This is a genomic window from Vibrio sp. 1159, assembly GCF_033340395.1.
Lineage (GTDB): Bacteria > Pseudomonadota > Gammaproteobacteria > Enterobacterales > Vibrionaceae > Vibrio > Vibrio alginolyticus.
On sequence record NZ_JAWOWL010000024.1, the window covers coordinates 1 to 26,594 of the forward strand.

General features: G+C 46.0%; 23 protein-coding genes. 6 read left to right on the forward strand and 17 right to left on the reverse strand.

The window, feature by feature from the left end; translation table 11 throughout:
* Positions 1–88 precede the first annotated feature (88 nt).
* Positions 89–541 carry a bactofilin family protein gene (locus R7127_RS17525; protein ID WP_080276973.1) on the reverse strand — a complete coding sequence of 151 codons (453 nt, stop codon included), beginning with the start codon at positions 539–541 and terminating at the stop codon, positions 89–91.
* Positions 445–1,398: a M23 family metallopeptidase gene (locus R7127_RS17530; protein ID WP_005374721.1), complete on the reverse strand. Its 954-nt coding sequence runs from the start codon at positions 1,396–1,398 to the stop codon at positions 445–447. Before R7127_RS17530 ends, R7127_RS17525 begins: the two co-directional genes overlap by 97 nt.
* 427 nt (positions 1,399–1,825) lie before the next feature.
* Here R7127_RS17530 and R7127_RS17535 point away from each other — a divergent pair, with 427 nt between their 5' ends.
* Positions 1,826–3,580, forward strand: a complete 1,755-nt coding sequence (locus R7127_RS17535; protein ID WP_017634495.1) for a hypothetical protein — start codon at positions 1,826–1,828, stop codon at positions 3,578–3,580.
* Between the two features lie 80 nt (positions 3,581–3,660).
* On the opposite strand, the gene R7127_RS17540 is transcribed toward R7127_RS17535, so the two are convergent.
* The 12 genes from R7127_RS17540 to R7127_RS17595 form a co-directional block, all read right to left on the reverse strand.
* Complete coding sequence (locus R7127_RS17540) at positions 3,661–4,305, reverse strand: START domain-containing protein (protein WP_149191699.1); 645 nt, start codon at positions 4,303–4,305, stop codon at positions 3,661–3,663.
* Positions 4,306–4,382: 77 nt separating this feature from the next.
* Complete coding sequence (locus R7127_RS17545) at positions 4,383–5,567, reverse strand: multidrug effflux MFS transporter (RefSeq protein ID WP_064376320.1); 1,185 nt, start codon at positions 5,565–5,567, stop codon at positions 4,383–4,385.
* Entirely contained in the window at positions 5,564–6,208 is a 645-nt protein-coding gene (locus tag R7127_RS17550) for a recombinase family protein (protein WP_054576561.1), read from the reverse strand. Before R7127_RS17550 ends, R7127_RS17545 begins: the two co-directional genes overlap by 4 nt.
* A gap of 146 nt (positions 6,209–6,354) precedes the next feature.
* Positions 6,355–7,362, reverse strand: coding sequence for a LacI family DNA-binding transcriptional regulator (locus tag R7127_RS17555; protein WP_017820101.1), 1,008 nt, complete (start codon positions 7,360–7,362; stop codon positions 6,355–6,357).
* A gap of 217 nt (positions 7,363–7,579) precedes the next feature.
* Positions 7,580–9,313 (reverse strand): sodium:solute symporter family transporter, encoded by a 1,734-nt coding sequence (locus R7127_RS17560; RefSeq protein WP_005374733.1) that lies wholly within the window; start codon positions 9,311–9,313, stop codon positions 7,580–7,582.
* Complete coding sequence (locus tag R7127_RS17565; protein ID WP_017634491.1) at positions 9,306–10,301, reverse strand: ester cyclase; 996 nt, start codon at positions 10,299–10,301, stop codon at positions 9,306–9,308. The genes R7127_RS17560 and R7127_RS17565 overlap by 8 nt, the downstream gene beginning before the upstream one ends.
* Before the next feature lie 49 nt (positions 10,302–10,350).
* Positions 10,351–11,325, reverse strand: a complete 975-nt coding sequence (locus R7127_RS17570) for an ester cyclase (protein ID WP_064376319.1) — start codon at positions 11,323–11,325, stop codon at positions 10,351–10,353.
* Positions 11,326–11,838: 513 nt separating this feature from the next.
* A complete protein-coding gene (locus R7127_RS17575; protein ID WP_041059739.1) occupies positions 11,839–13,119 on the reverse strand; it encodes a TRAP transporter large permease in 1,281 nt (426 codons plus the stop codon).
* Entirely contained in the window at positions 13,116–13,679 is a 564-nt protein-coding gene (locus R7127_RS17580; protein WP_025768663.1) for a TRAP transporter small permease, read from the reverse strand. Before R7127_RS17580 ends, R7127_RS17575 begins: the two co-directional genes overlap by 4 nt.
* Positions 13,680–13,737: 58 nt before the next feature.
* Positions 13,738–14,733, reverse strand: coding sequence for a TRAP transporter substrate-binding protein (locus tag R7127_RS17585; protein WP_025768662.1), 996 nt, complete (start codon positions 14,731–14,733; stop codon positions 13,738–13,740).
* A gap of 268 nt (positions 14,734–15,001) precedes the next feature.
* A complete protein-coding gene (locus tag R7127_RS17590; RefSeq protein WP_025768661.1) occupies positions 15,002–15,958 on the reverse strand; it encodes a LacI family DNA-binding transcriptional regulator in 957 nt (318 codons plus the stop codon).
* A gap of 150 nt (positions 15,959–16,108) precedes the next feature.
* On the reverse strand, positions 16,109–16,858 hold the full coding sequence (locus R7127_RS17595; RefSeq protein ID WP_053307977.1) for an HpcH/HpaI aldolase family protein: 750 nt from the start codon (positions 16,856–16,858) through the stop codon (positions 16,109–16,111).
* A 289-nt stretch (positions 16,859–17,147) separates the two neighbouring features.
* Between R7127_RS17595 and hisD the strand changes: the two genes are divergently transcribed.
* The 4 genes from hisD to R7127_RS17615 all read left to right on the forward strand — a co-directional run bounded on the left by hisD (position 17,148) and on the right by R7127_RS17615 (position 20,961).
* On the forward strand, positions 17,148–18,440 hold the full coding sequence (hisD, locus tag R7127_RS17600) for a histidinol dehydrogenase (protein WP_170897379.1): 1,293 nt from the start codon (positions 17,148–17,150) through the stop codon (positions 18,438–18,440).
* A 1-nt stretch (position 18,441) separates the two neighbouring features.
* Positions 18,442–19,176 carry an SDR family NAD(P)-dependent oxidoreductase gene (locus tag R7127_RS17605; RefSeq protein ID WP_033906644.1) on the forward strand — a complete coding sequence of 245 codons (735 nt, stop codon included), beginning with the start codon at positions 18,442–18,444 and terminating at the stop codon, positions 19,174–19,176.
* 65 nt (positions 19,177–19,241) lie between these two features.
* On the forward strand, positions 19,242–20,246 hold the full coding sequence (locus R7127_RS17610) for a cupin (protein WP_033906645.1): 1,005 nt from the start codon (positions 19,242–19,244) through the stop codon (positions 20,244–20,246).
* A 1-nt stretch (position 20,247) separates the two neighbouring features.
* Positions 20,248–20,961 carry an alpha/beta fold hydrolase gene (locus R7127_RS17615; protein WP_138939483.1) on the forward strand — a complete coding sequence of 238 codons (714 nt, stop codon included), beginning with the start codon at positions 20,248–20,250 and terminating at the stop codon, positions 20,959–20,961.
* 69 nt (positions 20,962–21,030) lie between these two features.
* Here R7127_RS17615 and R7127_RS17620 read toward each other — a convergent pair whose 3' ends face one another.
* The 3 genes from R7127_RS17620 to R7127_RS17630 form a co-directional block, all read right to left on the reverse strand.
* Complete coding sequence (locus tag R7127_RS17620) at positions 21,031–22,116, reverse strand: porin (protein WP_017634480.1); 1,086 nt, start codon at positions 22,114–22,116, stop codon at positions 21,031–21,033.
* A gap of 177 nt (positions 22,117–22,293) precedes the next feature.
* A complete protein-coding gene (locus R7127_RS17625; RefSeq protein ID WP_005374772.1) occupies positions 22,294–23,310 on the reverse strand; it encodes a nuclear transport factor 2 family protein in 1,017 nt (338 codons plus the stop codon).
* Between the two features lie 101 nt (positions 23,311–23,411).
* On the reverse strand, positions 23,412–24,707 hold the full coding sequence (locus R7127_RS17630) for an MFS transporter (RefSeq protein ID WP_149191701.1): 1,296 nt from the start codon (positions 24,705–24,707) through the stop codon (positions 23,412–23,414).
* A gap of 339 nt (positions 24,708–25,046) precedes the next feature.
* Between R7127_RS17630 and R7127_RS17635 the strand changes: the two genes are divergently transcribed.
* On the forward strand, positions 25,047–26,588 hold the full coding sequence (locus R7127_RS17635; protein ID WP_104980220.1) for a sodium:solute symporter: 1,542 nt from the start codon (positions 25,047–25,049) through the stop codon (positions 26,586–26,588).
* Positions 26,589–26,594: the final 6 nt, after the last annotated feature.

The following is a 26,594-nucleotide window of genomic DNA, read 5'->3' on the forward strand; positions in this document are numbered from 1 at the left end:
TTAAAATACAAAACGCCCGATGAAGTACATCGAGCGTTTTAGTTAAAAAGTGTCAACCCATATCAGGACGGGTCATTAATCAAAGCTTTTATGCTGATTTACGCGAAAGTCGCTTTTCATTGTTGGTGTTATTTTCTTTTGTGATCGCACTGTCTTGAGCCTTACCCTTTAACGTTACCACTTCCTTTTCAGGTAATTCGGCTGCTTCACCAAAGAATTTGCCACCAGGTTCAATGCTGAGGTTATTGCTCCAGATCCTACCGCTTACGCGTCCCTTGGCAAGCACTTGAATGTGTTCTGCGTGACAGTTTCCGTCCATCATGCCATTAATGATCAGCTGTTTAGCGTAGATTTCACCGTTTACTCGCCCGCTTTCTGCGACAACGAGAGTGCCTTCCACGTTAATTTGACCATCGACGATGCCATCAATCTGGACATCGTTTTCTACTTTGAGTTCTCCGCTAAGAGAACAGCCTTTGGCGATGAGAGTTGAAGCTGCTGAGCTACTCGTTGTTCCACTGTTTTGATTAAAGATTCCCATCGTATTCTTCGCTCCTTAGTAAAAATGTCTTCGAAATCATTAAGGCTCCAATCGACAAATGGTTTCGGATTCAGTGCTCGCCCAACAAATCGCACCTCGTAATGCAGGTGAGGGCCAGAAGAGAGCCCACTGTTGCCGGAAATTGCAATCAGCTGCCCTTTTTTGACGAACTGACCACTTTTTACTTTGAACGCTTTCAAGTGCGAATAAGAACTCGAAAAACCGAAAGAATGTTGTAGCCTGAGGAAGTTACCAGAGCCTTTATTACTGCGGCGGGTAACTTCCACTACCCCATCGGCAGGGGCATAAATTTTGGTACCGATATTTACGGCAAAATCGAGCCCACGATGCATTTTGGCAACTTTTGTCACCGGATGGATACGCTTACCGAATCCGGAAGATAGCCGTACGTTGCCGACTGGAGAGCCACTTGGTATTTGGTTTAATAACACCATGCGAACGTTTGAGGTTATCGCCGCTGCATCGAGCCTAGCATCCAAGTTATTTGTCGAGGTATGTTCTCCAACCCCAAGCACTTTCTCTAATTCACCCAAACGTTCCGAAACAAGTTGTACCCGTTCTTCCCGTTCTGAAAGGTCATTTTCTAGCTCTGATTTAAGTGTTTTCAGTGTGCTGAGCTCTTCACCCATGGTGCGTGAATGCTCTGTCAATTCAGCTTGTTTTAACGCTGCATTATCAACGCGAGTGTACAAGTGATGAATTAAGATTACGGTCGCGGCCAGAGCAACAACAAAAAAAACGAAAAACGTTTTTATGTTGCGTTGCATCCTTTTACTGAAGTACCAATGTCTTGAGCCATTGATAGTTGATATAGAGATCGTCAACTGGTCTTTCATCGTCTTCTATTGCTCGTATTTGGTATACGTCTCGTCACTGAGTTAGTAGGAATGTAAGGAAAACGAGTAGGGACTGCCAGAGGCAAATTGGAAAGAAGTGTCAGGTCGTGAGGCGTTTTCAGATATTAGATAAAAGACTCAATAAAGATTTAATATTCTGCTGATTTTGGTCGTAATTACTCCAAATCGCTTCATTTAACTGAATATTATGATTTTTAAGGCGGTTATCCGAGAAATTGGATTGTGAATATTGCCAATAGCATCCGCACGCAATTCAACTTACTTCACGGTTTGCCTTATAAATGTTGGATAATTTATCAAACCGACATTCATTACATCGATAACTTGTTTATGATAGCGGTTGATATAAAGCACTATTCATTGGCTTTAAACCTAAGCGTTACATTTCGTTTAGGAACACATAACTATGACAACGGAGTTGGTCGTGAAAAAACTACTATTGGCTACAGCAGTGGTCGCAGCAGCAGGGGGCGCTGGCTACCTGTACCAAAACAATACTACCGCGAGTGATGCAGGCTCACTGTTAACGCAAGTTCCTGCAGATTCACTTATGGTGACGTATCAGACTGAACCTTTTAACCATTATAAATACATGAACGCATTCGGTACGGCGAATCAAGGCTCGATTGCAGAACTTTTTGCCGATGAACCACTGTCTCCACAACAGCAGTTTGCAGTTAACTTATTCGATGGATACCTAGAGAGTGCTGCGTCGCCAGAAACATTAAAAGCTTATTTGGGCACCGGGGAAAACATTAATCCTGTGTTGTACACAATTGGTATGGTACCGGTGTACAAAGTGGATATTGAAGACCCTGCCGCGTTATGGAAAACACTGGATCATGAAGAGCAGATGAGCGGCGCTAAGCATGAGTTGGTTAAGCTTGGTGAAGTCGAGTATCGTCGTTACGAGATGACTGATTCAATTGACCCGCAGGACGGTATTGGCTTGGTTGTAGCCGTGGTTGATAACGTGCTTACGTTAACGGTTGATGTTCCGCAACTGGGCGTTCAAAACCCGATTAAAATGGCATTAGGGCTTGAAGCACCAAGTCAAAATATTGCTGACAGTGGACGCCTTGAGGCGTTGCAAGCCAAATACGGTGAAAACAACAACTCTTTTGGTTACTTTGATCATCGCGAAGTGATTAAAGGTTTGACGACGAAAGATGGCAATATGTTTGCTCGTCAAATCAGCACGTTGGATGCAATAGATCCTGAACCAACTATTGAGGAAATGCGTTCACCAGCCTGCCATACTGAGCTTACTCAAGTTGCAGAAAACTGGCCTCAGTCCGTCGCGTTTGCAGAATACAAGATGAAAGGCGATCAGGCGTTCATTAAAGGTTCTTTTGTTGTTGAGTCCAACAATAAAGTGATTCTAGATGCGCTCAAGTCAATTCGTGGTGTATTGGCAGAGTCTAAAAGTGATAAGAGTTTCTTTAGTATGGCGCTTGGTTTAGACATTAATACGCTAGCGCCATCGATTGGTCAGATTTGGGCTGACTTGACCCAGCCTCAATATCAATGCTCTTTATTGACACAAATGCAGCAAGAGATGGGCGGCCAGAATCCAGCAGCCGCTGTAAGCATGGGGTCAGGCATGGTTAACGGCCTCAAAGGCTTAAGCCTGCAAATGTTTGATATCAAAGTAGATACTAATGCTCAGCATGGTGAAGTATTTAGCCAGCTAGATGGTATGTTGTCTCTTTCTGCCAATGATCCAATGATGCTTATTCAAACTGCGCAAATGTTCGTTCCTGAACTTGCTCAATTGCAAATTCAACCGGATAACCAACCTGTTAATGTCAGTGACCTATTAGAAATGCATACTGGCATGAAGGTGGACGTGTTTGCTCGTCTAAACGAAAACCATTTCACCCTTTACAGTGGTGATAGTGCTGCGGAAGCAAGCAAAGAAGTGATGGCGCAATCACTTTCTCCAAATGGCTTGTTCAGCTTTGATTTTGATTCAGAGCGTATTTTGGAAGTGTTAGAGAGTGCGTCGTCAATCACTGGGGAGCCGGTTCCGGATGATGTTGTCAAAAGCTTACAAGGCGAGCTTGTTGGTGGTATGACGATGGACGTGACAGACCAAGGTATTGGTTTTGAGTTTGATTACCGTGGTGCAACTAAACCTGTAACGGTTGCACAACAGTAACACATTGAGTAGAAAAAGGCGGCATATGCCGCCTTTTGTTATTATGTACCGCATTAAAAAGCGAGTGGGAAGAGCGACGCTTACTCATCTATTTGAGGATGAGAGTATTGCTGATATTCAGGTAACTCTTTTCTTAAGTTACCAAATGTCGCCCATGCACTTTCTTTTGAAAGTTTGTTGATCAGCCAGTTTGGCAATAGACCTCCGGGATCAGCAAACGCCTTGTATTCCACGAGTGTTGTATCGTTTGTGAGTTTTTGTAACTCCCAAGTCGCATCAACCGAGCGAATTCGAACATAACCATTTTGTTCAGCAAGATATGAGTCAGGTGCGCTTTTGATTTCTATGGTGAATCCCAGCTCATCGACCCAGTACTTTGAGTAGGTGACCATATCCCGATTTTTGGCAGGCCATGGTGCTTTAAACTGGGTGTAAACGATGTTCTCGGTGGCCGATATCTGATTTAAAACCCGGCTATGACTGGCATTGTCAATCCAGTTCGGGATGTTGTCACTGTCTTCCAGTAGCGTTAAAAATGCACCATAGCTGGTGGGTGTGAACATCCGGGCACGGATCTCAACTAAACCGTCACTATGTTCTCGGGAGTAAATTGTGATTCCATTCTTGTCACTCTCGAACTGCCAGTTCTCGTTGGCGCTCGCATCAGTACCAGCGGATATCAATGTGGCGAGTGTTACGGCGCCCATTCTTAAATGCAACATCATGTTAGTATCCGCCAACTTTTCCTAAATTTAAATTTATACGATTTGTTGTAGCTATAAGGACAATAGTATGTTTGTTGTTATTGTTCTGAAGGTTGCTCTGCACTAAAGCCACGTTGAATGTTGGTGAAGGTAAGCGATGCAAATATTACGATAACGATCGCTAGATGCCATGCTTGACTCAATCCAAGCTGCACCAGAGTTAAGCTGACCAATGAGGAGACGACCATTTGTCCACCACCAGACATTGCCGCTGCGGCACCTGCTTGCTTTTTATAAGGTTGCATTACCATCGCTTGTGCACAAGGTAGGGCAATACCATTACCCAAGATCATTAATAGCTGTCCTAGCATCAGAAATAGAGGCTCAACAGGGCAGAAAAATAACCATATTGCGGCAGCGAGGTGAAGAAATGGGGTGCAAAGCAGCATTTTTTTATTGCCAATAATTGGCCTTACTCGGTTACAAATCGTGGTACCACATAACATACCCAAAGCGGGAATGAGCGCCCACATCGCGTATTGAGCGGAGGTCATGCCAATTTGATCTTGCATGATAAATGGCATCACAGAGACTGTCGTAATCATTAAGCTGAAGTTTAACCAACTGATACTGGCGAAACTCATAAAGTAACGAGACGTAAGTAAGCTCTTGTATTGGAGTAACATTTTTCGGGGTGACGGAATGACAGAACGTTTTGTGATGGTTTCTGTGAACTTAAAGGCGATGATTACCCAGGCCAGCGAGACATAGCCCAATAGAGAAATAAACACCATACTCCAACCGAAGTGGAAGTTGATAAAGCCGCCAATCACAGGTGCAATAAGTGGCGTGATTGAAGCCGCCATGGCGATGTAAGACATTGCCACTGGGAGTTCATCCCCGCTAAATCTATCTCGAGTCGACGCCCTCGCGAGTACCGCGCAGCATCCTGTACCTAACCCTTGTAAAAAGCGCCCCATTACCATCCCTGTAAATGTGTCACTGAAGAAAATAATCATCAGCAGACCAGACATCGCGATGAGTAAACCGGTAAGTAATACTCTTTTTCGTCCTAAAGCATCTGACACTGGCCCGTAGATAAATTGAGAGGGGCCAAAGCCGAGCAAATAAATACTCACAAGTAGTTGAGCTTGGTCGAGGGAGATGGAAAAGTCTTTTGCTATCCATGGCAAAGAGGGCATGACTAGCCCCATGCTCAACTGGCCAACGCTAATAATAAGACAGGCGAGTAGTATAGTATGAAAGTTGATTGGGCGACTCATGACTGGTCTCCATTCAAACAACCTTTTTGGCGTCGTGATCTTAAGCCGCCTTCGTCATCCACTTCATTTAGCTTTGCTTTGACCCGCTTCACAGTCGATAGACTGACTTCGCATTGCTCTGCCACGTTTTGCAATGTGTAGCCTTCTAGCAGTAACGTTGCGATCTGTTGGTGTTTGGTTTTGTTTGCGGGGCGGCCGCGAAACTTCTGTTTCCATAATTCTGGCTGCTCTTTAATGGCCTGTCGCCCTTGCTCTGCGGCAAACAGGCGATGTTCAGTCTGCACTTTCCCATATCCAGATAACACTGTGAGTAGTGTTTGAGTTTGAACAGAACCTGGCTCAAAAGTTAGTGATTCACATACGGTTTTCAATGTTACCCCTTTATCGAGTAGCATTTTTATTGTGTTCAATGCTTGACTAAAGTCGCGACCAAATGCGGTCAGCCACCAGAGCACAATCGTATCCCCAGTTCTGACGGAATCGAGCAGTTGTAAGAATGCCTCTCTCTCGGTTGGAGGCATGCAACCACGAACCTTATCCTCAAAATGCTGAGCTTCGGGAGCAAAAGCTTTTAGAGTATTAAGGTGCTCTTGGTAAGCTCGATTTTTTGGCGAATAACGAGTGTAAAGATACGTGGTCATAAGGATTATGAGCCTTTTTTTGTTTGGTTCATATAGTGTAATAGCTCATAAATATACATGGGTTCATTAATGCTTACAACACTAAATGAGCCGTTTGGGAGTCAGAGGCAAATAAAAAAGCCAACCGAATGGCTGGCTATAGCTATTTAAGCTTTTGTTGTCTGGCGCTCGATTAACTTCACTGGCACCATCATTTTTACTAGGCTGCCGTTTTTCGTATTAATTTGATCAACAATGATCTTCACGCACTCGCGAGCGAGGCGACGGAAATCCTGGCGGAACGTGGTTAATTGATAGCTTAACCATTCTGTCTGAGGAATATTATCAAAACCAATGACTTGTAAGTCCTGAGGAATCCTCAACCCGCATTCTATACGGGCGATATCCATGACCGCCATCGCAAGGTTATCGGTTGCACAGAACACTGCTTCAGGCCGATTTTTGTCTGCCAGTATGGCACGGACTTTATCAAGTGAGCTCGCGTAGTCATAGCTGGCTTCAATGATGCGTGGCGTCTTGCCGGTTAGGTCTTCAAATTCAGAGCAGAAGCCGCTTTGGCGTTCGTCATTCGTAAAGGTTGGCACTTCTCCCGTCAAATAAACCGCGTTCTTCACGCCACTTTTGTGCAGAAGTTGCGCGGCTTGTTGGCCTGCTTCGTAGTTGTCACTGATAACGTAGCTACTCCTAGTACCTTCAACAACTCGTGCGTATTGAACAATTGGGATATTAAACTCTTCACATTCTTCATAAAGGGACTTATTGAAGGTTGCGGAAGCAGCAATGACACCATCGACGCGATACTGGAAGATATTTGGGATTGAGTGGCCCTCTTCTTCATCCACTTGCCATGGAATCAATACGGCAGAATAACCTTTTTTCTGTAACTCACTGGAAATTAATTGCAGTGTTTTCATATGGATAGGGTAATCCGCATCAGGAAACACCAAACCTATCAATTTCGATTCGTTTGTGGTCAGGCTACGTGCAAAGGCGTTAGGGCGGTAGTTAAGGGCTTTAGCCGCTTCAAAGACTTTTTGCTTGGTCTTTTCGGATACTGAGCTACCCGGAACAAACACGCGCGATACAGTAGATTGAGAGACGCCTGCCATCTTTGCCACATCTTTTGATGTGACTACGTGTTTAATTGATTTCATGAATAAAACTTAGTTGCCAGTAATTGAGGTCATAAGACTAGCATAAATAGGTACGTATTCATAAATGTTCTGACGGGGTATCCTAAGTAGAATAATGGCTTTGGAGTGTTAAAAAGCAAAATGTGGGTTAACCCATTTGGTTTGCTTTGAGCTAGCACTAGATCTAGAGCGTAGATACTGTCCGTTTGTTGGACGTACAGTATCTGCGTAAAGAACATTAATTTGCTTGTTTGACTGCAACTTTACGTTTTGGGGAGAGGAGTGAATACCCCATGTATCCGATGCAAGCGGTAGCGACAAGAATAGAGCAGCCACGCATAAAGTTAATCAGCATAGGAGCGTTGTCGGTAAACGCGTTGATCCCCCAAAGCATCACGATCGAGAATACAAACATCACTAGTAAGCCATAACATGGAGCATCGATTTTGCCGGGAACGACATACCAACCATCTTCCTTGATTGGTTTATTTAGACGAGCATATTCCGCTTGCTGGCCTTTCACTGTGTAAAGATGCATTTCATCTTGTTTACCCGTCAGGAGAAGGCTAGCAATGTAAGCGACAACGGCATTCACAAGGACGCCAATCACGCAATACCAAGGCCACGCAATATCGGTCGCAACGGCTACATACCAAATCACCAAGAAGCTAGCAGCAACGCCAATTAACAAGCCTTTTTCCGTAATGTGTTTTGAGTAGAAACCAAGGACGAACATACAGAAGCTCGCACCGACAAAGTAAGAGCCTGCCTTACTCAGCACTTCCAGTACCGAGCCTGTGCTGGTGGCAAACATGATCGCTGGAATGATGACCAAAATCGCCCACGCCACCGTGAAGAAACGCGATACCTTTAAGTAATGCTCTTCCGACTCGTTTTGCTTGTAGAAGCGTTTGTAAAAGTCAGCCACAGAAACGGTCGCCATTGAGTTAAATGCGGAATCGAGACTCGACATACTTGCCGCCAGAATCGCAGCGGCAATGATGCCCATCAAGCCTGGCATTCCATATTCACTCGCATAATGAAGAATGATGGTGTTGCCGTTTTCAAACTCTTTACCGTCGTAATAAGCGTTGAATAGGACGCCAAGCAAGATAAAGACAAAGTAAATAAAGAAGGCCACGTAGCCCATCATCAACATTGCCTTTTTCGCATCGCCCATGTTTTTCGCGGCCATACAACGTTGTACCATCATCTGGTTACCGCCATACACGGTGGTGTGGAACATCGTCATTGCGATAACGCCGGCCCATACAGTCGTTACTTGGCTTAGGTCAAAACTTGTTTGTAGGGCATCGGTCATTCCTTTCGCTTTGAGTTCTGCCATGACCTCCGTCATTGGAGCAGGCATGCCATTCCAAACGGCTTCAATGATGATGAATGCGCCAATAAATAAGATTACTGCTTGAATCACATCGGTCCAAATGACAGCCGCGATACCGCCCATTACGGTGTAGATAAGGGCAATTGCAGTGACGATCATGATGCAGTACATCACGTCGATACCAGTAATGAACTCTAAAATCATTGCTGTCGCGTAGAGTACGGCTGCCGAGCTCAATGCTTGTTTGATAAGGAAGATAAACGACAAAGTCAGTCGTGAAGCCTTGCCGAAGCGTCGTTCTTGATACTCGTAGATAGAGGTTAAACCGTTGTTGTAGAAAAACGGCATAAACACAGCCACGATGAAGAAGATCACCAGCGGATAATTGAGGTGAATCGCGATAACCGACAGGCCTTCTTTGTAAGACCAAGCTGGCCCACCAAGGAAAGACATGGCACTCACGTAAGTACAAACGACAGAAATACCGATCGCCCACCAAGGGATGCTCTTATCACCCAAAGCGAATTGGCTAGCTGAAGTTACTCGCTTACCAATCACCGCACCCAATACTAGCGTTAGGGCTATGTATCCCCCAAGGATGCTCCAGTTAAGTGCGCCAAACTCATGCATAATTAGGTCCTTCTAACTGTTCTTTCATTTGTGCAAACACGTCATAGCCAAGTTGCAGCAGGATATGAACGATGTCGATCGCCACCCAGTTTTCTTTCAGTAAATCGCCTTCGCGTCGCCAAATGTCCATAACGCGAAGTTCGATGTGTTTTCCTGTCGGGGCGAGACCGAGCCAGCCACTGTGACCAGTGTGAGTACCATGCATATGTGGCCAACCACCTGTGGATACGTAGTCATTTTTGGCCAAAAAATTGACCTCAATATCGACACTTCGGTCAGGGAAGGCAAACACAAATGGCGCTTGATGGTGGTTACGGAAACCTTTGATACCGCGCGTAGTACCAATACCAGCAGGGCCGTACCACATAAAGTCATTGTGCCAGTAGTTTTCTAAATCCATCGAGAAAAGATCTTTGCCATCAAAACGACCCAAGCAAGACAGCATATCTTCAACCAGCTGGGCGCTCTTTTCACTTTCTTCCAAAGACACAACAGATTGTTGAATACCGTTAGAAGTTGCAGGAGAAGGAACCAAGCCATCGTGACCTAAGCTTTTACGAAGAGGGTTGCAGCCTGCTTGATTCATCGCGTCGATGAAGTCTGGGATCATGTAAGATTCGGTGATTTGGTCGTTCTCCACACACACCATTTCGGTGTAACGCAAGTAGAGTGTTTTCCCTGTTGCTGGGATGCCAAACAGTGGTTGTTCAAATGTACCGATAAAGTAGCCGGTAGAGTTGTACCAAGTGCGGCCTTCGTATTCGCCGTGCATAACAATTATTGGTCGGCGCTCGGCGTCAGGCAAAGCATTAACAAGTGGTGAGAGGAAAGATTCGTGGGTTGCATCTGGGCCATTAAGATCGTTCACAGGGTGCGCCACGCACCATTTTACGTCAGGGTTCAAAGTTTGCAGAGCGGCCTGTTTTTGCTCGATGTCTGCGGCTTTGAAGTAGTTCTGGTAGAACTGTTCGATGATGTTGAGTGACATGTTGCTTCCTTACTGTCCGTGATTTTAATAAATAGTGTTTAGTCAGCCGTTAGCCTTGCTGAAGCAGGATTTGCTTCCAGATTGCGGTCTCGTCAAACAAAGTGAATTCGCGACGAAGACCCCAAGGGCCAAACTCAGCGTGGCTGATCCCCATGATGTAAACCTCTTTTCCTGAAGGCTTACCAAACATCCCATATCCCTCATGCTTACCGTGCAAAGACCATCGAATTGCCGCGCGTGGTGACATCATGTCGTCATCTCGGCCAATACGATGGTGAACGGTAAATTGAGCATTTGGGAAAGACGCACGAAGTGCCATCCAAAAATGATCGACTTCCGAGTGTGATAGGGCAGTTTGACCGCCAGTGTATTCGCCGATGCAAGCGCGGTCGTACTCTTTCGGTACTATTGAGAACTCGGCATTCATAAGGCTTCTGAGAATTGCTTCATATCGATGACCATATTCGTTGTCGTTGCCTACGCCCAAATAAGGTCCAGGAATGTCGACTTCAGGTGTGAACGGAAATGGGCTTGATTCCACGCCACCTTCAAATTCGATTTGTTGGCGTGCAAACTCTTCTGACGTCATGCCCAGTTGGTTCGCGATATCGGCTTGATCGCGAACCAACCATTCGTCATTGATTTGGTTATTGATAGCGTGGCAATCTGCGATAATACGGAAACGAAGTTTGCGGTTCGAGGCTTGCCCGTAGAAGCCGTTGCCACTGTGTGTTGCAGTAGAGATGATTCGATGAGAAGAAAGCATGCCTTGTTCCGGGGTGCCTGACCAAATGACGTCTTCGCCATATAGCGTGCGATCGGGAAACTCGGCCAGTGTCGCCATTGTTGCACTGATCACCCCTTCGTTTCCTTGAACGATAGAGAGTGGAGTACGCACAACAATGTCGGGAGAGTAGTAGTGTTCTAAGGTGTTTAAACCTCGGTCTTCCCAAATCTCTTTTGTGATACCAAGAATGTAGTCGGGAAAATCACGCCACTTTTCATCGAAGCCAACCATGGCCATAAATCACCTCCGTAATTGAATAATTATGTTTTGATTACGTATTCAAAATATATCATGTTGCCATTTTGTCAACGGATTGTTTTTTGATTGTTTAAATAGCGTGCTGATGATCAGACTTTTAACAATTGAGCGGAAAACAAACTAAAAAAGTACAGGAGAGATGGAAGCTATCTCTTATCGAGACGTGTTAATAAGAAAGGAGGTCAAAGTTTTTTGTATGAATTTCCTAATATCTTATTGTTTTTTAATCGCTTAATTTATTTTTATCTGTTTGAATGGAAACAAATGATTAAGCCAAAACTGATAATCATGCAGATCAAGGCACCCAAATAGACTTTATCGCTAATATTCAGCTATTTTGGTGTCAATTATCCTTATATCTTTCAAATTTTCCTTTTGCATACGAATGCTTAAAGGCTTTTTTATTAAATCGGAAGTAAATAACGAATAAGCCACTAGAAAGGTGTTTATCTAGTGGCTATAACAGTCATAAGCGCTCTATGAGTGCAACGATCAGGATAAAAGCGCAGGTAACGATAGCGAGATGGCAGGGATGAAGGTAATCAACATCAAGGCCACTATCATTGCCCCAATCCAGCCCATAATGGCTTTAGAGAGCGACTCTATCGGTACTTTGCCTACCTGACTTGCCATAAACAAGTTGGCACCTAAAGGAGGCGTAACAAAGCCAATGGCCAAGTTCACGATCATCACGATACCAAAATGAACGGGGTCCATGCCGAGTGCTGACGTTATGGGTAGCAGAATTGGCGTGAGAATAACAATGGCCGCCAGCGTTTCCATAAAGGTACCGACGAGCAACAACAGGACATTGATGCAAAGCAGTATCAGAAGTTTGTTTTCGGTAATCGATAGAATGAACTGAGCAATTTCAGTCGGCAGACGTTCTAGGGTCAATATGCGGCCAAACGTCACGGACGCACCCACAATGACGAGCACAGCGCCAACTAACAGTGACGACTCTAGAATGATTTTCACCACTTGCGCTGGTTTGAGTTCTTTATAAACAAACATGCCAAAGAATAAGCCATAGAGAACTCCGATGGCGGCTGATTCGGTAGGCGTGAAGATACCAGAATAGATACCGCCGAGAATGATCACGGGGAGTAGCATTGCCCAACTGGCTTCTTTTAGCGCATCAAGACGCTCTGCCCAGGTCGCTTTGCGCTCGTTACCTGTGTAGCCCCGCATTTTTGACACAATTAGACAATAGCCGATCAATACCATACCGACGACCAAGCCAGGAATGATTCCCGCCATGAACATCTTAGTGACGGAGACTTCAGCAGTGATCGCGTAGACGATCATCACCACAGAGGGTGGAATAATGACGCCAATTCCGCCGGAGGACGCGATTAAAGCACCTGCAAAGCTGCGGTCGTAGCCTTTCTTCACCATCGAAGGAATCATCGTCAGGCCGATAGCGGCAACAGTGGCAGACCCTGTACCAGAGATGGATGCGAAGAACATACACGCCACAATGGCCACGATACCAAGCCCGCCAGTAAAGTGGCCAAAGAAGACCTCCGCCACATGCAATAATCGTTTTGAGATCCCTCCTTGGCTCATAAGGTTACCTGCTAAGGTAAAAAGAACGACGGCGAGGAGAGGGAAGGAGTCGAGCCCTGTCACCAAGCCTTGTACTAAAAACTCGATGTTAAGGAATGGCAGGCTTAATATCGCGACCATACTGGCTGCCGCCAGAGCAATACCGACCGGAACGCCAATGAGCAGAAGCAGACCAAAGCTGCCAAACAAAAGTGCAGACGTCATGCGTTAAACTCCAATAGTCGGTTAGAAGTACGATACTTTGCTTTGATGTGGCGATAGCGTTGGCGAGAAAAGCGAACTCGTTCATTGCTGGTGGAGCACGCGTTCACACGTTGATAAATGCTTGTCACTAGGCGCGCGCAGCTTAATAGTGCGCAAACTAAAACAGAGGCATACAAACACGCAATAGGAATTTCCATTGCGGGTGCAATCTGACCGAGTTGCAGGCTGCGGTTTATAACCTTAAATCCAAACCAGGCGACAGTGGCACTAAAGGCAAGGTAGATAAGATCAGAGACAATCAAACTGAATTGCGTCCAATTGCCCGGAAGTTTATCGATGAACACACGAATGCGGATGTGTCGATCATCTCGGATACAGTAGCTGATGCTCAGGTACATCGCCCATACGAATAAATAACGAGCCAGCTCTTCAGCCCACGCGATCGTTGCATCGAACAGGCGTAGGGCGATTTGCAAGCACAGTAAAGTTGTCATCGTTGAGATCGCGATAACGATAAGGGTTGGTTCTAGGTATTTGTCTAGTAAGCGAAACCACTTCATGTTCACCTCCAAAACGAGAAAGCACGACCTGTTGCCAGATCGTGCAAAAGAGTGGGAGTTATAGGCGTTCTATCTCGGCAATCACGTTGTCAAACAAGTCTTCACCTGTCTTGCTACGCAGATCTTGGTACACGGCTGCATTCATTTTTTCTTTCATGATGCTGCGTACCTCGTCTGGGACGATGTTAACCGTCATGCCTTTTGCTTCGAGCTCTTTGATTACTTCTTGGTTTTGCTTAGCGGCGAGCTCACGCTGTTTTGCGATGGTTTCTTTGCTTACTTCACTGATCAGCGCTTGTTGTGCGGCCGGCAGTGAATCCCAAAACGATTTGTTCATGAACAACACGTAGTTGGTGTATATATGGTTAGTTAAAGAGAGGTACTTTTGTGCCTCGTAAAAACGTTCGGCATAAATAGAGTAGATAGCACTTTCTTGAGCGTTAATCAGGCCTTGTTGTAACGAGGTGAAAATTTCTCCCCAAGACAGAGGTGTTGGCGCAGTACCAATAGATTTCCACGCGCTTATTTGAGTGGGGTTAGATGCCGAGCGAATCTTTAGCCCTTTCAGGTCCTCAATACTATCAATTGGCTGTTTGTTGTTGGTCACGCTACGAAAGCCGACCTCCATAAAGCCAAGTCCATGAAAGCCTTTTGATTCCATAGCATTCAACAATGGTTGTCCGATCTTCTCACTGTCGAGCGCTTTGTGTGCTTGCTCTTCGCTATCAAAAAGGTAGAACACGTCGAGCACGTTAAACTCTGGGACGTAGGGAGAGAGTAAAACTGACGCACCAAACGTCATTTGTAAGTTGCCTTGCTGTACGAGTTCAGTCGTCTCACGCACATCGCCTAGTTGTCTTGCCGGATAGATTTCAACTTCTATCTCACCGTTTGAGCGAGCTTCCACTTCTTGTTCGAAATAGAGCATTGCTTTGTGTACGGGAGAGGTTTCTTGACTGTCATGAGCAAGACGAATAACACTGGTTGCAAACGTATTCATGCTGCTAAATGCAAGCCCCAATGCGGTAAGTGAAGTAAGGATTGCTTTCTTCATCGTTCTTCCTTGTTTCTGGTATGACCTGCCATGGGCATTCGTTGGCAAGTCACACAACTTTTTATGTTTTTATAAATTAGTTGAGCAATTCATATCCATTTTGCATACGAATCCAAAATAAAACATTAAAGTAACAAGTCAATAACAAGATTGATGAATTGATGAGGTATTAAATAACGATTGGTGAAAATTTAATCGCGATCACAGAAAATGCCTTACTCGAAAGCAAGGCATTTTGTTTTATGAAGAATGAATAAAAATGGATTTATTAAATGGTGCTACTACGTTCGATCAAGGTGCCTTGCTCGAAAAGGTATTCGCCAGTTGCATCCAGGTTGCCGTTGATTCGATTCATCAAGTCTTCAACCGCTCGTTTAACAATTTTGTCGACTGGTTGAGCAATGGTGGTCAAATCATAGCTCGGCCATGCAGACATCGGAATGTTATCTACACCCATCACAGAGAAGTCTTGGGGGATCTTTGCTCCGGCTTGTCGCAAGCCATCCATCACACCCATGGCGAGGATGTCGTTTGCACAAAAAATTGCATCGGGTTTGCTAGTGTGCGACAAGATCGCTTTCGCCGCTTCTAAGCCTGCTTCAAAGCTGTACTTGGCTTGGATAAAGGTTGGTGACGGGGAGCCGAGTTCTTGCAATTTTGAAGAGAAACCCAGCCAACGCTCTTCACTGGTCATGGAGCCAGCATCGCCACTGATGTAAGCACACTGTTTTGCGCCTTTCTGCGTTAAATACTCGGCTGCTTGTTGGCCCGCCAATCGGTTATCAATACCAGAGCTATTGGCATTAATACCCTCGGCGTAGCGGTTGATCAAGCTTAAATGAACGCCAAACTTTTCGCATTGGGCAAACGCGCGTGAGGTTAAACGGCTGGTGGCGATAACGAGTCCGTCCACTTGGTATTCAATGGCGCGTGAAATGGCGAGATCGAGGTCGTCCTTGTCGATAGGGCAAAGCACAACTTGTCCGCCTCGCTTTTGAATTTCGACAGCCAAAGCACGAGATTGCATGTCGTACATTGGGTTTGATTCGCTATCTAACGCAATCGCCACTAAGCCTGAACGATTCGAAATCAGACCTCGGGCGATGGCATTCGGTGTGTATCCGAGCTTAGCTGCGGCATCCATCACCATTTTGCGTTTCTTCTCGCTAATACTCGCAGTCGGGCTGAATGCTCTAGATACCGTCGATTGAGAGACGCCGAGCATCTTCGCGACGTCGATCGAAGTTACTTTCGCTTTAATGGTGATACTCCTTATTTAAGGCCATTGAACCTTCTCATACGTGCTGAGTGTATGGGCTAGGGGATTTCTGTGTCTAGAGCATTACATTGATAAGGCGTAAATATCAGAGAAAACTCAAGAATTCATCACATTTCTCTCTTGCTTGAAGCCATCAATGATCATTTTGTGTTCAGAGCCAACACAAAAGAAGCTAACGCCGAGTTCACGCCATTCCCGAGCTTGTTGAGCCGTCGCGACAAACATGCCAACAGGTTTATTGGCGGCTCTGGCCGCTTCGATTACTCGCATACTTGCTTGTGCGACTTTCTCATCATGAACGCTATCAGCACCATAAGCGACAGTGAGATCAACTTGGCCAATGAAGAGCGCATCAATTCCTTCAACATTGGCAATCGCTTCAACATTTTCAACCCCTTGAGGGTCTTCAATTTGTGCAATGACAATCGTATTCGCACGGCTGTCTTTTAAGTGTTCAACCATGGGCTTAGTGGCGTATTGCGCTGCTCGACTGGAACCAGCATACCCTCGGCCACCTTCTCCGTAATGGCAGATTTTCGCCAGTTGCGTCGCTTGCTCAGCAGTACAAACATGGGGAATTTGTACACCCGCCGCGCCACAGTCAAGCGCGTTCAAAATGGTTGAAGGGGCGCTGTCTTGTACTCGTACCACGCACGCGAGGTCATTCGCTCTGGCCGCCATGATGCACAGATCAAGCGAGGAGCGATCGAAAGGTGCGTGCTCTGCATCCAGTACCACAAAAGGCAACTCTGCCAGTGCCAATACTTCGATAATGTGAGGGTGAGGGGTTTTAACAAATGTACCTAATATCGTTTCTTGATTCAGACGTTGTTTAAAATTGCTCATGATTCTCTCCTTTGCAAAGGTATGCAAAAACTAACATGTAGAAATGTAAATGATGAGTAAAAATGATGTGATCTAAAACTCATTTTTGATTAAAAATTAAACTCAATTAAGGTCCTTATTACTTGCTTTTATTTGTTTAAACTAATAAATGCAAAGGCTTAAGGATTGTTTTTGTGGTTTGTTGACTTAACTTGTCAAATGTTAATTAAGTGTTTAATCTGATTTTGCATTCGTATCCAAAAGCATAAAAATAACCGTTCGTCAGCCTCAATGTTCAAGGAGAAACCCAATGGCACGCATTTTAAAAAACGGAATCACTGAAGAAGTATCAGCATCAAACGACGCAAAAGTGCGTCAGATTGTTGAAAACATTCTTGCTGATATTGAATCGAAAGGTGATAGCGCTGTACGTGAGTTGTCTGAAAAGTTTGATAACTGGTCGCCGGAGCAATTCCGCCTGTCAGAAGAGCAAATCCAAGCCTGTGTGGATGCGCTTGATGAATCGACTCGTCATGATATCGAGTTCGCTCAGCAACAAGTTCGAAACTTTGCTCAAATTCAACGTGACTCAATGAAAGACGTCGAAGTAGAAACCATGCCTGGTGTGGTACTGGGGCATAAAAATATTCCAGTCAACAGCGTGGGTTGTTACATCCCTGGTGGAAAATACCCATTGGTTGCATCCGCTCACATGAGTGTACTGACGGCGAAAGTCGCGGGCGTAAAACGTGTTATTGCTTGTGCGCCTCCGTTTAACGGCCAGCCGAACGTCGCGATTGTCGCTGCGATGGCAATGGCGGGTGCGGATGAAATCTACTGCTTCGGTGGTGTTCAGGCGGTAGGTGCAATGGCTCTTGGTACAGAGACTATTGCGCCAGTCGATATGATTGTAGGGCCGGGTAACGCATTTGTGGCAGAGGCAAAACGTCAGTTGTTTGGTCGCGTTGGTATCGATTTGTTTGCAGGGCCAACGGAAACCTTGGTCATTGCTGATGAGAAAGGCTGTGACCCGGAATTGGCAGCGGCAGACTTGCTTGGTCAGGCTGAGCATGGTTACAACTCTCCCGCTGTATTGTTGACCAATAGCGAAACATTTGCGCAAGAAACCATTAAAGAGATCGAACGTCAGTTAACCATTCTCCCAACGGCTGAAGTCGCGGGTAAAGCGTGGGCAGATTACGGACAAGTGATTGTGTGTGATAGCTACGAAGAAATGGTGGAAGTGGCAGACGATATCGCTTCTGAACACGTTCAAGTGATGACGGAAGATCCTAAATACTTCCTAGATAACATGACCAACTACGGTGCCTTGTTCCTAGGTCGTGAAACCAACGTTTCTTACGGCGATAAATGTATTGGTACCAACCATACACTGCCAACGAAGAAAGCGGCGCGATACACCGGTGGTCTTTGGGTAGGTAAATTTATCAAAACCTGTACTTACCAGCGTGTAACGGAAGCTGCGTCCCTCAAAGTCGGTGAGTATTGCTCTCGCTTGTGTGCACTCGAAGGTTTTGCTGGCCACAAAGAGCAAGCGGATATTCGTGTGCGCCGTTACAAAGGCAAAGTAGAAGAGGCGTAATATGTCGAAACTTGCCTTAGTCACAGGCGGCAGTGGCGGACTGGGTGCCGCCATTTGTCGCAAGCTAGCTGAATCGGGATATCGCGTAATTCTGACTTACAACAGTAATCATAAAGCGGCCGAGGATGTGCTTTCCTCGCTGCCACGTAACGAGCATCTAGCATTCAAATTGAACGTGGCAGATTCTAGTGCGATTGAACAGCTTAAACATCAAGTCAGTGAAATAAGCGACAAGCTGGATTTGTTGGTCAACTGTGCGGGGATGACGAAATTCGTCGCGCACTCTGATTTGCAAAGCTTAGATGATCAACTGTTTGACCAAATTTTCCAAGTGAACGTCCGTGCGCCTTTTGCCATGGTTCGAGCGTTTGAGCCTTGGCTTAAGCAAGCCAATGGTTGTGTGGTGAACATTACTTCTATCGCGGCACAGACTGCGATGGGGAGCAACATTGCTTACTGTGCAAGTAAATCTGCCGCGGAGAACATGACCCGTTCTTTAGCTCGCGCTCTGTCTCCCGAGGTTCGCGTTTTGGCTGTTGCTCCAGGGCTTGTCGACACTGAGTTTGTCAAAGGCTTGGATGACGCATGGCGTAATCAACAAGAACAATCCACACCGCTTAAGCGTTTAGCCAATGATGAAGAAGTCGCTCAAGCCGTGTACGCCGCAGCAGAAGTTTTGACCTTCTCGACAGGCAATACCATCGCGGTTGATGGTGGGCGACCTTTAGGTCTGTAACACACTTTCGGTCTGTAACTAACAATTCAAAGGCTAGGTCCAAACAAGGACAACAAGGATTTACAATGACTCTACAATCTAAAATGAATAATAATCTGGTCCGCTACATGGAACTGATTCCGGGTACGAGTGCGTTTATTGATGCGCGCACGCCAGGCAGTGATCTCAAAGATAACTTTTGTATTATCGGTGCAGGGGTGGCAGAGAGCAGTCGTCAGCATGTTCATATTCGCGATACGGCGGGCTTTAATATTGGTGCCGCAGGCCAACCGCCGGGCATCAAAAATTCGTTACATTCTCATCGCACCGCTGAGCTTTTCTTGGTGTTCAAAGGTCAGTTCCGTTTTTATTGGGGGAACGATGGAGAGCACGAGGCGGTGTTGTCTCACGGTGACGTCATCTCGATTCCAACCAATCTCTTCCGTGGATTTGAAGTGGTTGGCCGCGATTACGGCTTTATGTTCTCGGTACTTGGCGGCGACGATTCAGGTGGCGGCGTTATTTGGCATCCAAACGTTATTAAAGACAGTCAAGGTTATGGTTTATACCTCAAAGCCGATGGCACACTCGTGGACACCATTAATGGCGACCCGGTGCCACAAGAATCAGAATTGATACCGCTGCTTACCGAAGAAGAGCTCGCGACCTTCGATACCTACACCGCAGAAGAGATGATGCCATTTGTCGCTCTGCAAAAAGATTATCGTGAAATCAAAGGCGATTTCGGCGGAAGCAACGTGAAACAATACGCCTTAACGGGTCATCCTTTGGCGAGTTATGACTTCCAAGTAAAGAGTGAAGATGAAGTGAGCATCATGGCTTATGAGCTTTCTGAAGGTGGCTCGATTCCTCAACACTGCCGAGAAGAAAAACAAGTGCTTATCAACTTTGATGGCGATACTGAAGTGGTCCTCACGCATCAAGGCGAACAAGCGAGTGTTGTTTTAACGCGCGGTGATGTGCTGAATGTTCCAGAAGGTGCGTCATACTCACTGACGAACTTGCGTGGTAATAGTTTGACGTATTGCATTCTTGGCTCTGATCAACCAAAGCCGCTGGCAGGAGAATAAAATGACGCAACCCACCTCGTTAGTTTGGCTACCCGGACTACTTTGTGATGGCACATTGTTTGAGGAAGTCAACCGAGCGTTGCCAAGTTGGGTTGAGCCTTCATGCCCGACGCTGGCCTCATTGCCGTCAATGGAACAGCTGGCGCAGAAAGTGTTGCAAGACGCACCGCAGGAGTTTGTCTTGGGTGGCCTATCAATGGGTGGGATTCTTGCCTTTGAGGTGTACCGTCAAGCGCCAAACAGAGTCAAAGGCTTGATCCTCATGGATACCAATGCAGCAGATGAAAAGCCAGAGGTGACACAAAAGCGTGATGCACTGGTTAGCCGTGCGTTAAGTGGTGAGTTTGAACGCATTACGCCTGACACTCTGATGCCTGTGCTGATTCATCCAAGCCGTTTGCAAGACAAAGCGTTAACTGAGCGTATAGAAGGCATGGCGGTCAATGTAGGTTTGGAGGCATTTGAAGCACATGCTAAAGCGTTAGCAACTCGCCCGGATGCTCGACCTTTATTGGCGGACATTCAAGCTCCTACGTTGGTGATAACAGGTAAAGAAGATAAGCTTTGTCCGCTAGACAATCATCTGCTCATGGAGAGATGCATCCCAAACGTCACGCTTCATGTTATCCCTGAGTGTGGGCATCTATCTACGCTTGAGCAGCCTTTAATTATTAGTGAAGTGATGACTACTTGGCTTCAAGATAACTTTGCTTAGTGTTGATAAGAACTTCATCACTCACCACCTTAAGGTTACTTGGGTATAGGTGGTGAGCGATGAGTATTATCAGAAGTAGTAGCGAATACCTGCCGCGAATTGATCATCACGGTTTTCGAATTTGCTGCCATCGTACTGATCTTTACCTAGGTCGAACTGGTATTCAGTCCAAACTAGGAATTTGTTCTTCTGGAAGTGGTATTCAAGACCAGGAATCAGCAAGTTACGCTCATAACCTTGTGTCTCGTCACCGCGATCTTCCATGTAGTTGTAGTTCAACGTTGGGCGTAGGCCGTTGTCGAAGTGGTAGTAAGTGTAGATTTCGCCACCTAGGGTATCGAACATCACGTCCGTACCGCCTTGACTCACTGCTTCCCAGTTTTCGCCAACGTGGAAAGTCGCACCCGCGTAGAAGCCACCGTTGCTGTAGTTCGCGCCCAATAGCATGATGCGCATGTTGTCGCCGTTTTCTACGCCAACCACGCTTGCGTCTAGATCCGCAACTTCATTTTGATGGTAAGCCGCACCCAGTGTTACGCCATCAACCGGTTTGTAAGTGATCGACGCACCCATGCCGTTTTTCAATGAGGCTGTCGCATTGCTTGCTAGAGCAACATCTTCACGCGTGGTTTGGTAAGTAAAGCCGTAGCTCACTTTTTCATTGATTGAATTACGGTACGTGATTGAGTTTTCTGCACGACCAGCACCGGATGCGATACCCCAGTCAGCTAGATTGTAAACACCTGAGCCACGAGTACCGAATACACGACCTAAATCGGTGTACCATGCTACGTCGTAGAAGGTAGACCACTGCTTAGTACCCGCAGCAATCTTGCCGTATTTTTCGTGATCAACACCTGCGTATAGCAAGCGGTCGTAAATGTTGTCGCCGTTCGCGCCAGAGTTGTAGCCCCATTCCGCGTGACCGAAACCAGTCCAGCCGTTATCCAGACCCATTTGGCCTTTCAAACCGAAACGTGAGCTGCCGCTGTTCCATTCGCCGTTGTCATCACCGCCACGGTCTTGGTAGCGAAGATCGAAACGGCCATCGATGGTTAGGCTGTCGCCAGCGTCATTAACAAAAGTGTGTGCAGCAAAGGCTGAGCTAGAAGTAAGCGCTGCTAAAATCACTGCAGAAAGGGTCGACTTTTTCATCATCAATCTCATTATTCAGGGCGCAGAAAGCCACCGTGCGTTCATGCCCGTTTTGAATAAGGGTTCTATCTTGAGGTTGTGCCCCATCCTTGAGGCACGAGTTGGGAGCATGTCACCTGAACCGAGAGGGGATTCAGGCAACATAAAGGCGGGTTGACAATCCGCCCCTAGGACTTCTTATAGAGAAGGGTTTAGGATCTGTTGAGTACGCTCGAACACGTCTAGACCTTGCTGTTTTAGCCAGTAAGGAAGGTCGATCAGTACCCAGTTCTCAGATAGCTTGTCGCCGTCACGGTAGTAAACGTCAACCACTTGCATGTCTGCACGTACTTCACCACCTGTCATACCTAGGAAACCACCGATTGGCGTGTTAGATAGGTTTGGCCAGCCGAAGAAACAAGAGAAGTTACCTTCTGCGAAACGACATACGTGGCCGTTAAACTTCTTGTCTTTCAGGTTGTTACGGAACGGCAATTGGTGCTGCTGTTGGTAACGAGGAATTGTGTAAGACGCACCGATACCACATGGACCGTACCAGATCATGTCTTTAGACCAGCTCTTCTCAAGAACTTCTGGTGGGCAACCCATAGCGCCGCTGTCGTTCAGTGCAGATAGGTCATCAACCATCTTGTTCACTAGTGCTAGTGTTGCTACGCCTTCTTCTGGTGCTGCGTCTTCGAACAGTAGACCGTCGTGGTTACGAGGACCAGGGTATACGAAGTGCTTACCTGTTGATGGTGGTAGTGGGTAACAACCCGCTTGGTCCATTGCGCCTAGAAGGTCTAGGAATAGGCCAGTCTTAGTGATCTTGCCGTTTTCAACACAGTTAAATTCTGCGTAACGGATGTTCATGATTTTGCCAGTTGGGCGCATGCCTAGGTATTCAGCGTCGAATAGACCCATGAAGTGACCCATGCTCATTACCCAGATTTCACCTGATGTTACTTCGTTCTCACCACCGATGAAGATGTCTTGACGACGCTGCATGCGAGTCATTGATTTCATCAAAGGAGCCCAGAAAACGTCAGCCGCTGCTTGAGCGCCTTGTTGCTCACGGAATGGGTAAACACCACGCCATAGGTAATCTTCTGAAGTGTGTGCTTTTAGTACTTCTGCCACGTTCTCGTGAGTTGCGTTTTCCATTGCGCTGAAGTATTCACGTACAACGCGTTTCGCTTCTTGATATTTAGACATAATAAACTCTCTTATTTGCTGTCGAGTCGGCTTTGGGAACAGGACTCGAAATTAAGTTTTTTCATCCGGCCGGGGAGCCAGCCGGAGTTTTTGAAATTCAGTTACGCTTTTGCTGCTTCGGCTTTTTTGCTCTTATCGAACACGCCGCCTTTTAGTGTCTCTGGCAGTGATAGCCATAGAAGACCAGCAAGGATCCATACGATTGGTGAACCCCACATTGCGGTTTGTAGGTCGGTACGCTCTTGGATGAAGATAAGTACCATTGGTGCCCACATACCGAGGATACGACCGCCGTGGAATAGCGCCGCGCCGTAGCTACGTAGGTGTGCTGGGAACAGTTCTGAGAAGTAACCACCCCATACCGCAGAAGAAGACAGACCGAAGTTGTAAATCAGACCAAGTAGAGCCAGCATGTTTAGGCCGCCAATCACCATGTCGCCAGGTGCAACAAAGAAGATTGAAACCATGATGCCCGCTAGGATGAAGCCAAACGCGTTCACCTTACGACCGAATTTGTCAGCTACCCAACCCCAGAACCACGCACCAAACAGTGAACCAAATGCTGAGATAGAGAAGATGAGACCGATGGTTGCACCGTCGAACATACGTACATCACGTAGGTAAGTGGTTACGAAGCCACCAAAGAATTGGAAACCGTAGAAGTTAAGGCCAGCCAGTAATAGACACGTTAATGTGATCTTACGGTAAGGCTTACTTAGCATTTCGCCCCAAGAGCCTCTTTTCGCTGGTGCATTTGATTCTTCTACTTTTGCTTGCTCTTCTTCACCGTAAGCGATCACTTTGCTGTCGCTAGGTAGTACAAAGATCATGACCACAGCGGCTGCCAATGGTGGGATACCACCTACAAGCATTAGGCTTTCCCATGGTGCATCAATGCTTGCAATAAATGCTGCATACGCACCCATTACCATCAGTGCTACAGAGAACATAGAAGACGCGAATGCCGTCAACTTACCACGTACCGTTGGCGTAAATAGGCCGATCATTAGGCTTACTGCCACGGTGAAGTAACCACCCAGTGACAAACCAATGATGAAACGCATTGCTGCCCATGTTGTGTAGTCGGTGAACATCATATTGATGATCGTTGCGCCACCGTTTAGGGCTGTGATGGTAATAAGAGTGGATTTCTTACCAAATTTTGTTGCGAACCAAGCACAGCTCAATGCACCGATAAGTGCACCAACCGACTGCCATGTATAGAACTGGGCAGTGTCTGACAGGCTAATACCATCATACGCTTCAACGATGTATGGGCGTACGTAGTCAATAATTACAAAGTTATAACAATAGAAAAAGTAACCAACCAGTATCGCTAGATAGGCAGCTACCCTTTGAATCATAGGAACTTCGCTCATGTGTCTTTTGGCATTCATGACCGATAAACCTCTATTTCACTTAGGATTTGTTGCTATTCAAACTTAAAGAACACGATCTTATTGGGATCATCTTCGATTTCGTGTCGTGGTGAATCATAGTTTTTTTAAGGTCATTAGATCCGTGATCAATATCAATTTTAAAATGAATGCGTACCCAATTAGTGGTTTTTAGTGATGGGAGTCTCATTAAATCGGTATTTTTGGCATTTTTGAATATATAACCGTCTATATTGGTGATTATAGTCACATTTATGGTGGGATTATCGTTTAGATATGCTTTTTTAAAGTAATATCCAAGCACAAATAATTAGCACCCAGAATTATGGAAACCCTGAAATGGTTACGTACTCAAGTTTTGTGGTGATTGCGTTATACGTGTTAATCACCATATTAATCAGCTATTTAGTGAATAAGCGCTACAGCAATGGTGGCGACTTTTCTACGGGTGGAAAGCAATTTGGCTGGTTTACGGCAGGTGTTTCGATACTTGCGACTTACATTAGTGCGATGACGTTTGTAGGGATGCCTGGTTGGGTTTATAGCTCTGGCATGGAAGCGATGAGTATTCACCTTAACTATCCCATCGTTATCTTTTTCACTGTTATTTTCTTTGTGCCTGTCTTTTATAAGCTGGGTCTGACTTCGATTTATGAATACCTTGAGCACCGCTTTGGGGTGTACGCAAGAACCATCAACTCGATTGTGTTCATTGTGGTTCAATGTATCTCTGCGGGTGTGATTTTGTATGCCGTGGCGCTGATCTTAGTGCAAGTTCTGCCTATCAGTATTTCTGAAGCCATTATCTACATTAGTATTTTCACCGCTTGCTATACCTATGCGGGCGGGATTTCCACGGTTATCTGGACCGATATGTTGCAATCTGCAGTATTAGTAGCAGGCAGCATCGCTATCTTTGCCATTCTAATGACAGAGATTAATGCGGCAGATTACCTTTCTCGTGATCACCTGAATATCATCAATTTAGACTTTGATTTAGGCGTAGATACCACACTCTGGGCTGGCGTGGTTGCCGTGAGCTTTTTGCATTTGAGTGTGTACGGCACCAACCAATTGATCATCCAACGCACGTTAGCGACGAGATGTGAAAAGACGGCGCAGAAGTCGATGCTGTTGTGTGGTTACGGTGCGTTTTTCGTGTACTTGTTCTTCGCGGTACTCGGTGTTCTTTTGAGTGTTTTCTATCAAGAGCAATCGTTTGAAAACAGCAATGAAGTGATTTTGGATTTTGTATTCAACCACACTAACCCTATTGTGGTTGGTTTGATCATTTCCGCATTGGCGGCGGCCGCAATGTCGACGCTGGACTCGACCTACAACTCAATGGCGACCGTCGCAACGTTCGATATCTACAAGCGTTTCGTTCGCAAAAGTGCCGATGATGAGCACTACGAAAAAGTCGCAAGAAAGATGAGTTTGCTCGCTGCGGCTATGGTGGTAGTGCCAGCTCTTCTGGCGGTATCGAATGAATCGGTACTCAAAACCATAGCTAGCCTGACTTCCATCTTTGTTGGTATCCGTCTTGGGTCATTCGTGCTTGGCTTATTCTGGGCAAAAGCCAATGAGAAAGGCGTGATCGTTGGCAGTATCATGAGTGTGATTGCGGTGTTTACTGCAATGTATCTCGACGTGGCTTGGCCGTGGTTCGCGCCAATTGGTACGTTCGTCTTCCTTTTGTTTGGTGTGTTAGTGAGCCGTCGTTGGGGCGCTGTGACTGCCGAGCAACAAATTTTTATCAATAATCAAAAACATCTTTTTGCAAAGCCAACCGCAAGCCATTACGGGCTGTTGGTGTTCGCCGTGGCGACCATCGCTGCTTGTATGGTTCTCCCTGATTGGCTTTATGCTGCATTGTCGTAATAGGTA

Excerpts from the sequence above, each read along its gene's own strand:
- R7127_RS17545 (WP_064376320.1), bottom strand. The coding sequence starts at position 5,567 with ATGAGTCGCCCAATCAACTTTCATACTATACTACTCGCCTGTCTTATT.
- R7127_RS17570 (WP_064376319.1), bottom strand. The coding sequence starts at position 11,325 with ATGGCCATGGTTGGCTTCGATGAAAAGTGGCGTGATTTTCCCGACTAC.
- R7127_RS17610 (WP_033906645.1), top strand. The coding sequence starts at position 19,242 with ATGACTCTACAATCTAAAATGAATAATAATCTGGTCCGCTACATGGAA.
- R7127_RS17565 (WP_017634491.1), bottom strand. The coding sequence starts at position 10,301 with ATGTCACTCAACATCATCGAACAGTTCTACCAGAACTACTTCAAAGCC.
- R7127_RS17620 (WP_017634480.1), bottom strand. The coding sequence starts at position 22,116 with ATGAAAAAGTCGACCCTTTCTGCAGTGATTTTAGCAGCGCTTACTTCT.
- R7127_RS17625 (WP_005374772.1), bottom strand. The coding sequence starts at position 23,310 with ATGTCTAAATATCAAGAAGCGAAACGCGTTGTACGTGAATACTTCAGC.
- R7127_RS17585 (WP_025768662.1), bottom strand. The coding sequence starts at position 14,733 with ATGAAGAAAGCAATCCTTACTTCACTTACCGCATTGGGGCTTGCATTT.
- R7127_RS17535 (WP_017634495.1), top strand. The coding sequence starts at position 1,826 with ATGACAACGGAGTTGGTCGTGAAAAAACTACTATTGGCTACAGCAGTG.
- R7127_RS17530 (WP_005374721.1), bottom strand. The coding sequence starts at position 1,398 with ATGAAAGACCAGTTGACGATCTCTATATCAACTATCAATGGCTCAAGA.
- R7127_RS17615 (WP_138939483.1), top strand. The coding sequence starts at position 20,248 with ATGACGCAACCCACCTCGTTAGTTTGGCTACCCGGACTACTTTGTGAT.
- R7127_RS17635 (WP_104980220.1), top strand. The coding sequence starts at position 25,047 with ATGGTTACGTACTCAAGTTTTGTGGTGATTGCGTTATACGTGTTAATC.
- R7127_RS17590 (WP_025768661.1), bottom strand. The coding sequence starts at position 15,958 with ATGCTCGGCGTCTCTCAATCGACGGTATCTAGAGCATTCAGCCCGACT.
- R7127_RS17550 (WP_054576561.1), bottom strand. The coding sequence starts at position 6,208 with ATGACCACGTATCTTTACACTCGTTATTCGCCAAAAAATCGAGCTTAC.
- R7127_RS17555 (WP_017820101.1), bottom strand. The coding sequence starts at position 7,362 with ATGAAATCAATTAAACACGTAGTCACATCAAAAGATGTGGCAAAGATG.
- R7127_RS17605 (WP_033906644.1), top strand. The coding sequence starts at position 18,442 with ATGTCGAAACTTGCCTTAGTCACAGGCGGCAGTGGCGGACTGGGTGCC.
- R7127_RS17540 (WP_149191699.1), bottom strand. The coding sequence starts at position 4,305 with ATGATGTTGCATTTAAGAATGGGCGCCGTAACACTCGCCACATTGATA.
- R7127_RS17575 (WP_041059739.1), bottom strand. The coding sequence starts at position 13,119 with ATGACGTCTGCACTTTTGTTTGGCAGCTTTGGTCTGCTTCTGCTCATT.
- R7127_RS17525 (WP_080276973.1), bottom strand. The coding sequence starts at position 541 with ATGGGAATCTTTAATCAAAACAGTGGAACAACGAGTAGCTCAGCAGCT.
- R7127_RS17630 (WP_149191701.1), bottom strand. The coding sequence starts at position 24,707 with ATGAATGCCAAAAGACACATGAGCGAAGTTCCTATGATTCAAAGGGTA.
- R7127_RS17580 (WP_025768663.1), bottom strand. The coding sequence starts at position 13,679 with ATGAAGTGGTTTCGCTTACTAGACAAATACCTAGAACCAACCCTTATC.
- R7127_RS17560 (WP_005374733.1), bottom strand. The coding sequence starts at position 9,313 with ATGCATGAGTTTGGCGCACTTAACTGGAGCATCCTTGGGGGATACATA.
- R7127_RS17595 (WP_053307977.1), bottom strand. The coding sequence starts at position 16,858 with ATGAGCAATTTTAAACAACGTCTGAATCAAGAAACGATATTAGGTACA.
- hisD (WP_170897379.1), top strand. The coding sequence starts at position 17,148 with ATGGCACGCATTTTAAAAAACGGAATCACTGAAGAAGTATCAGCATCA.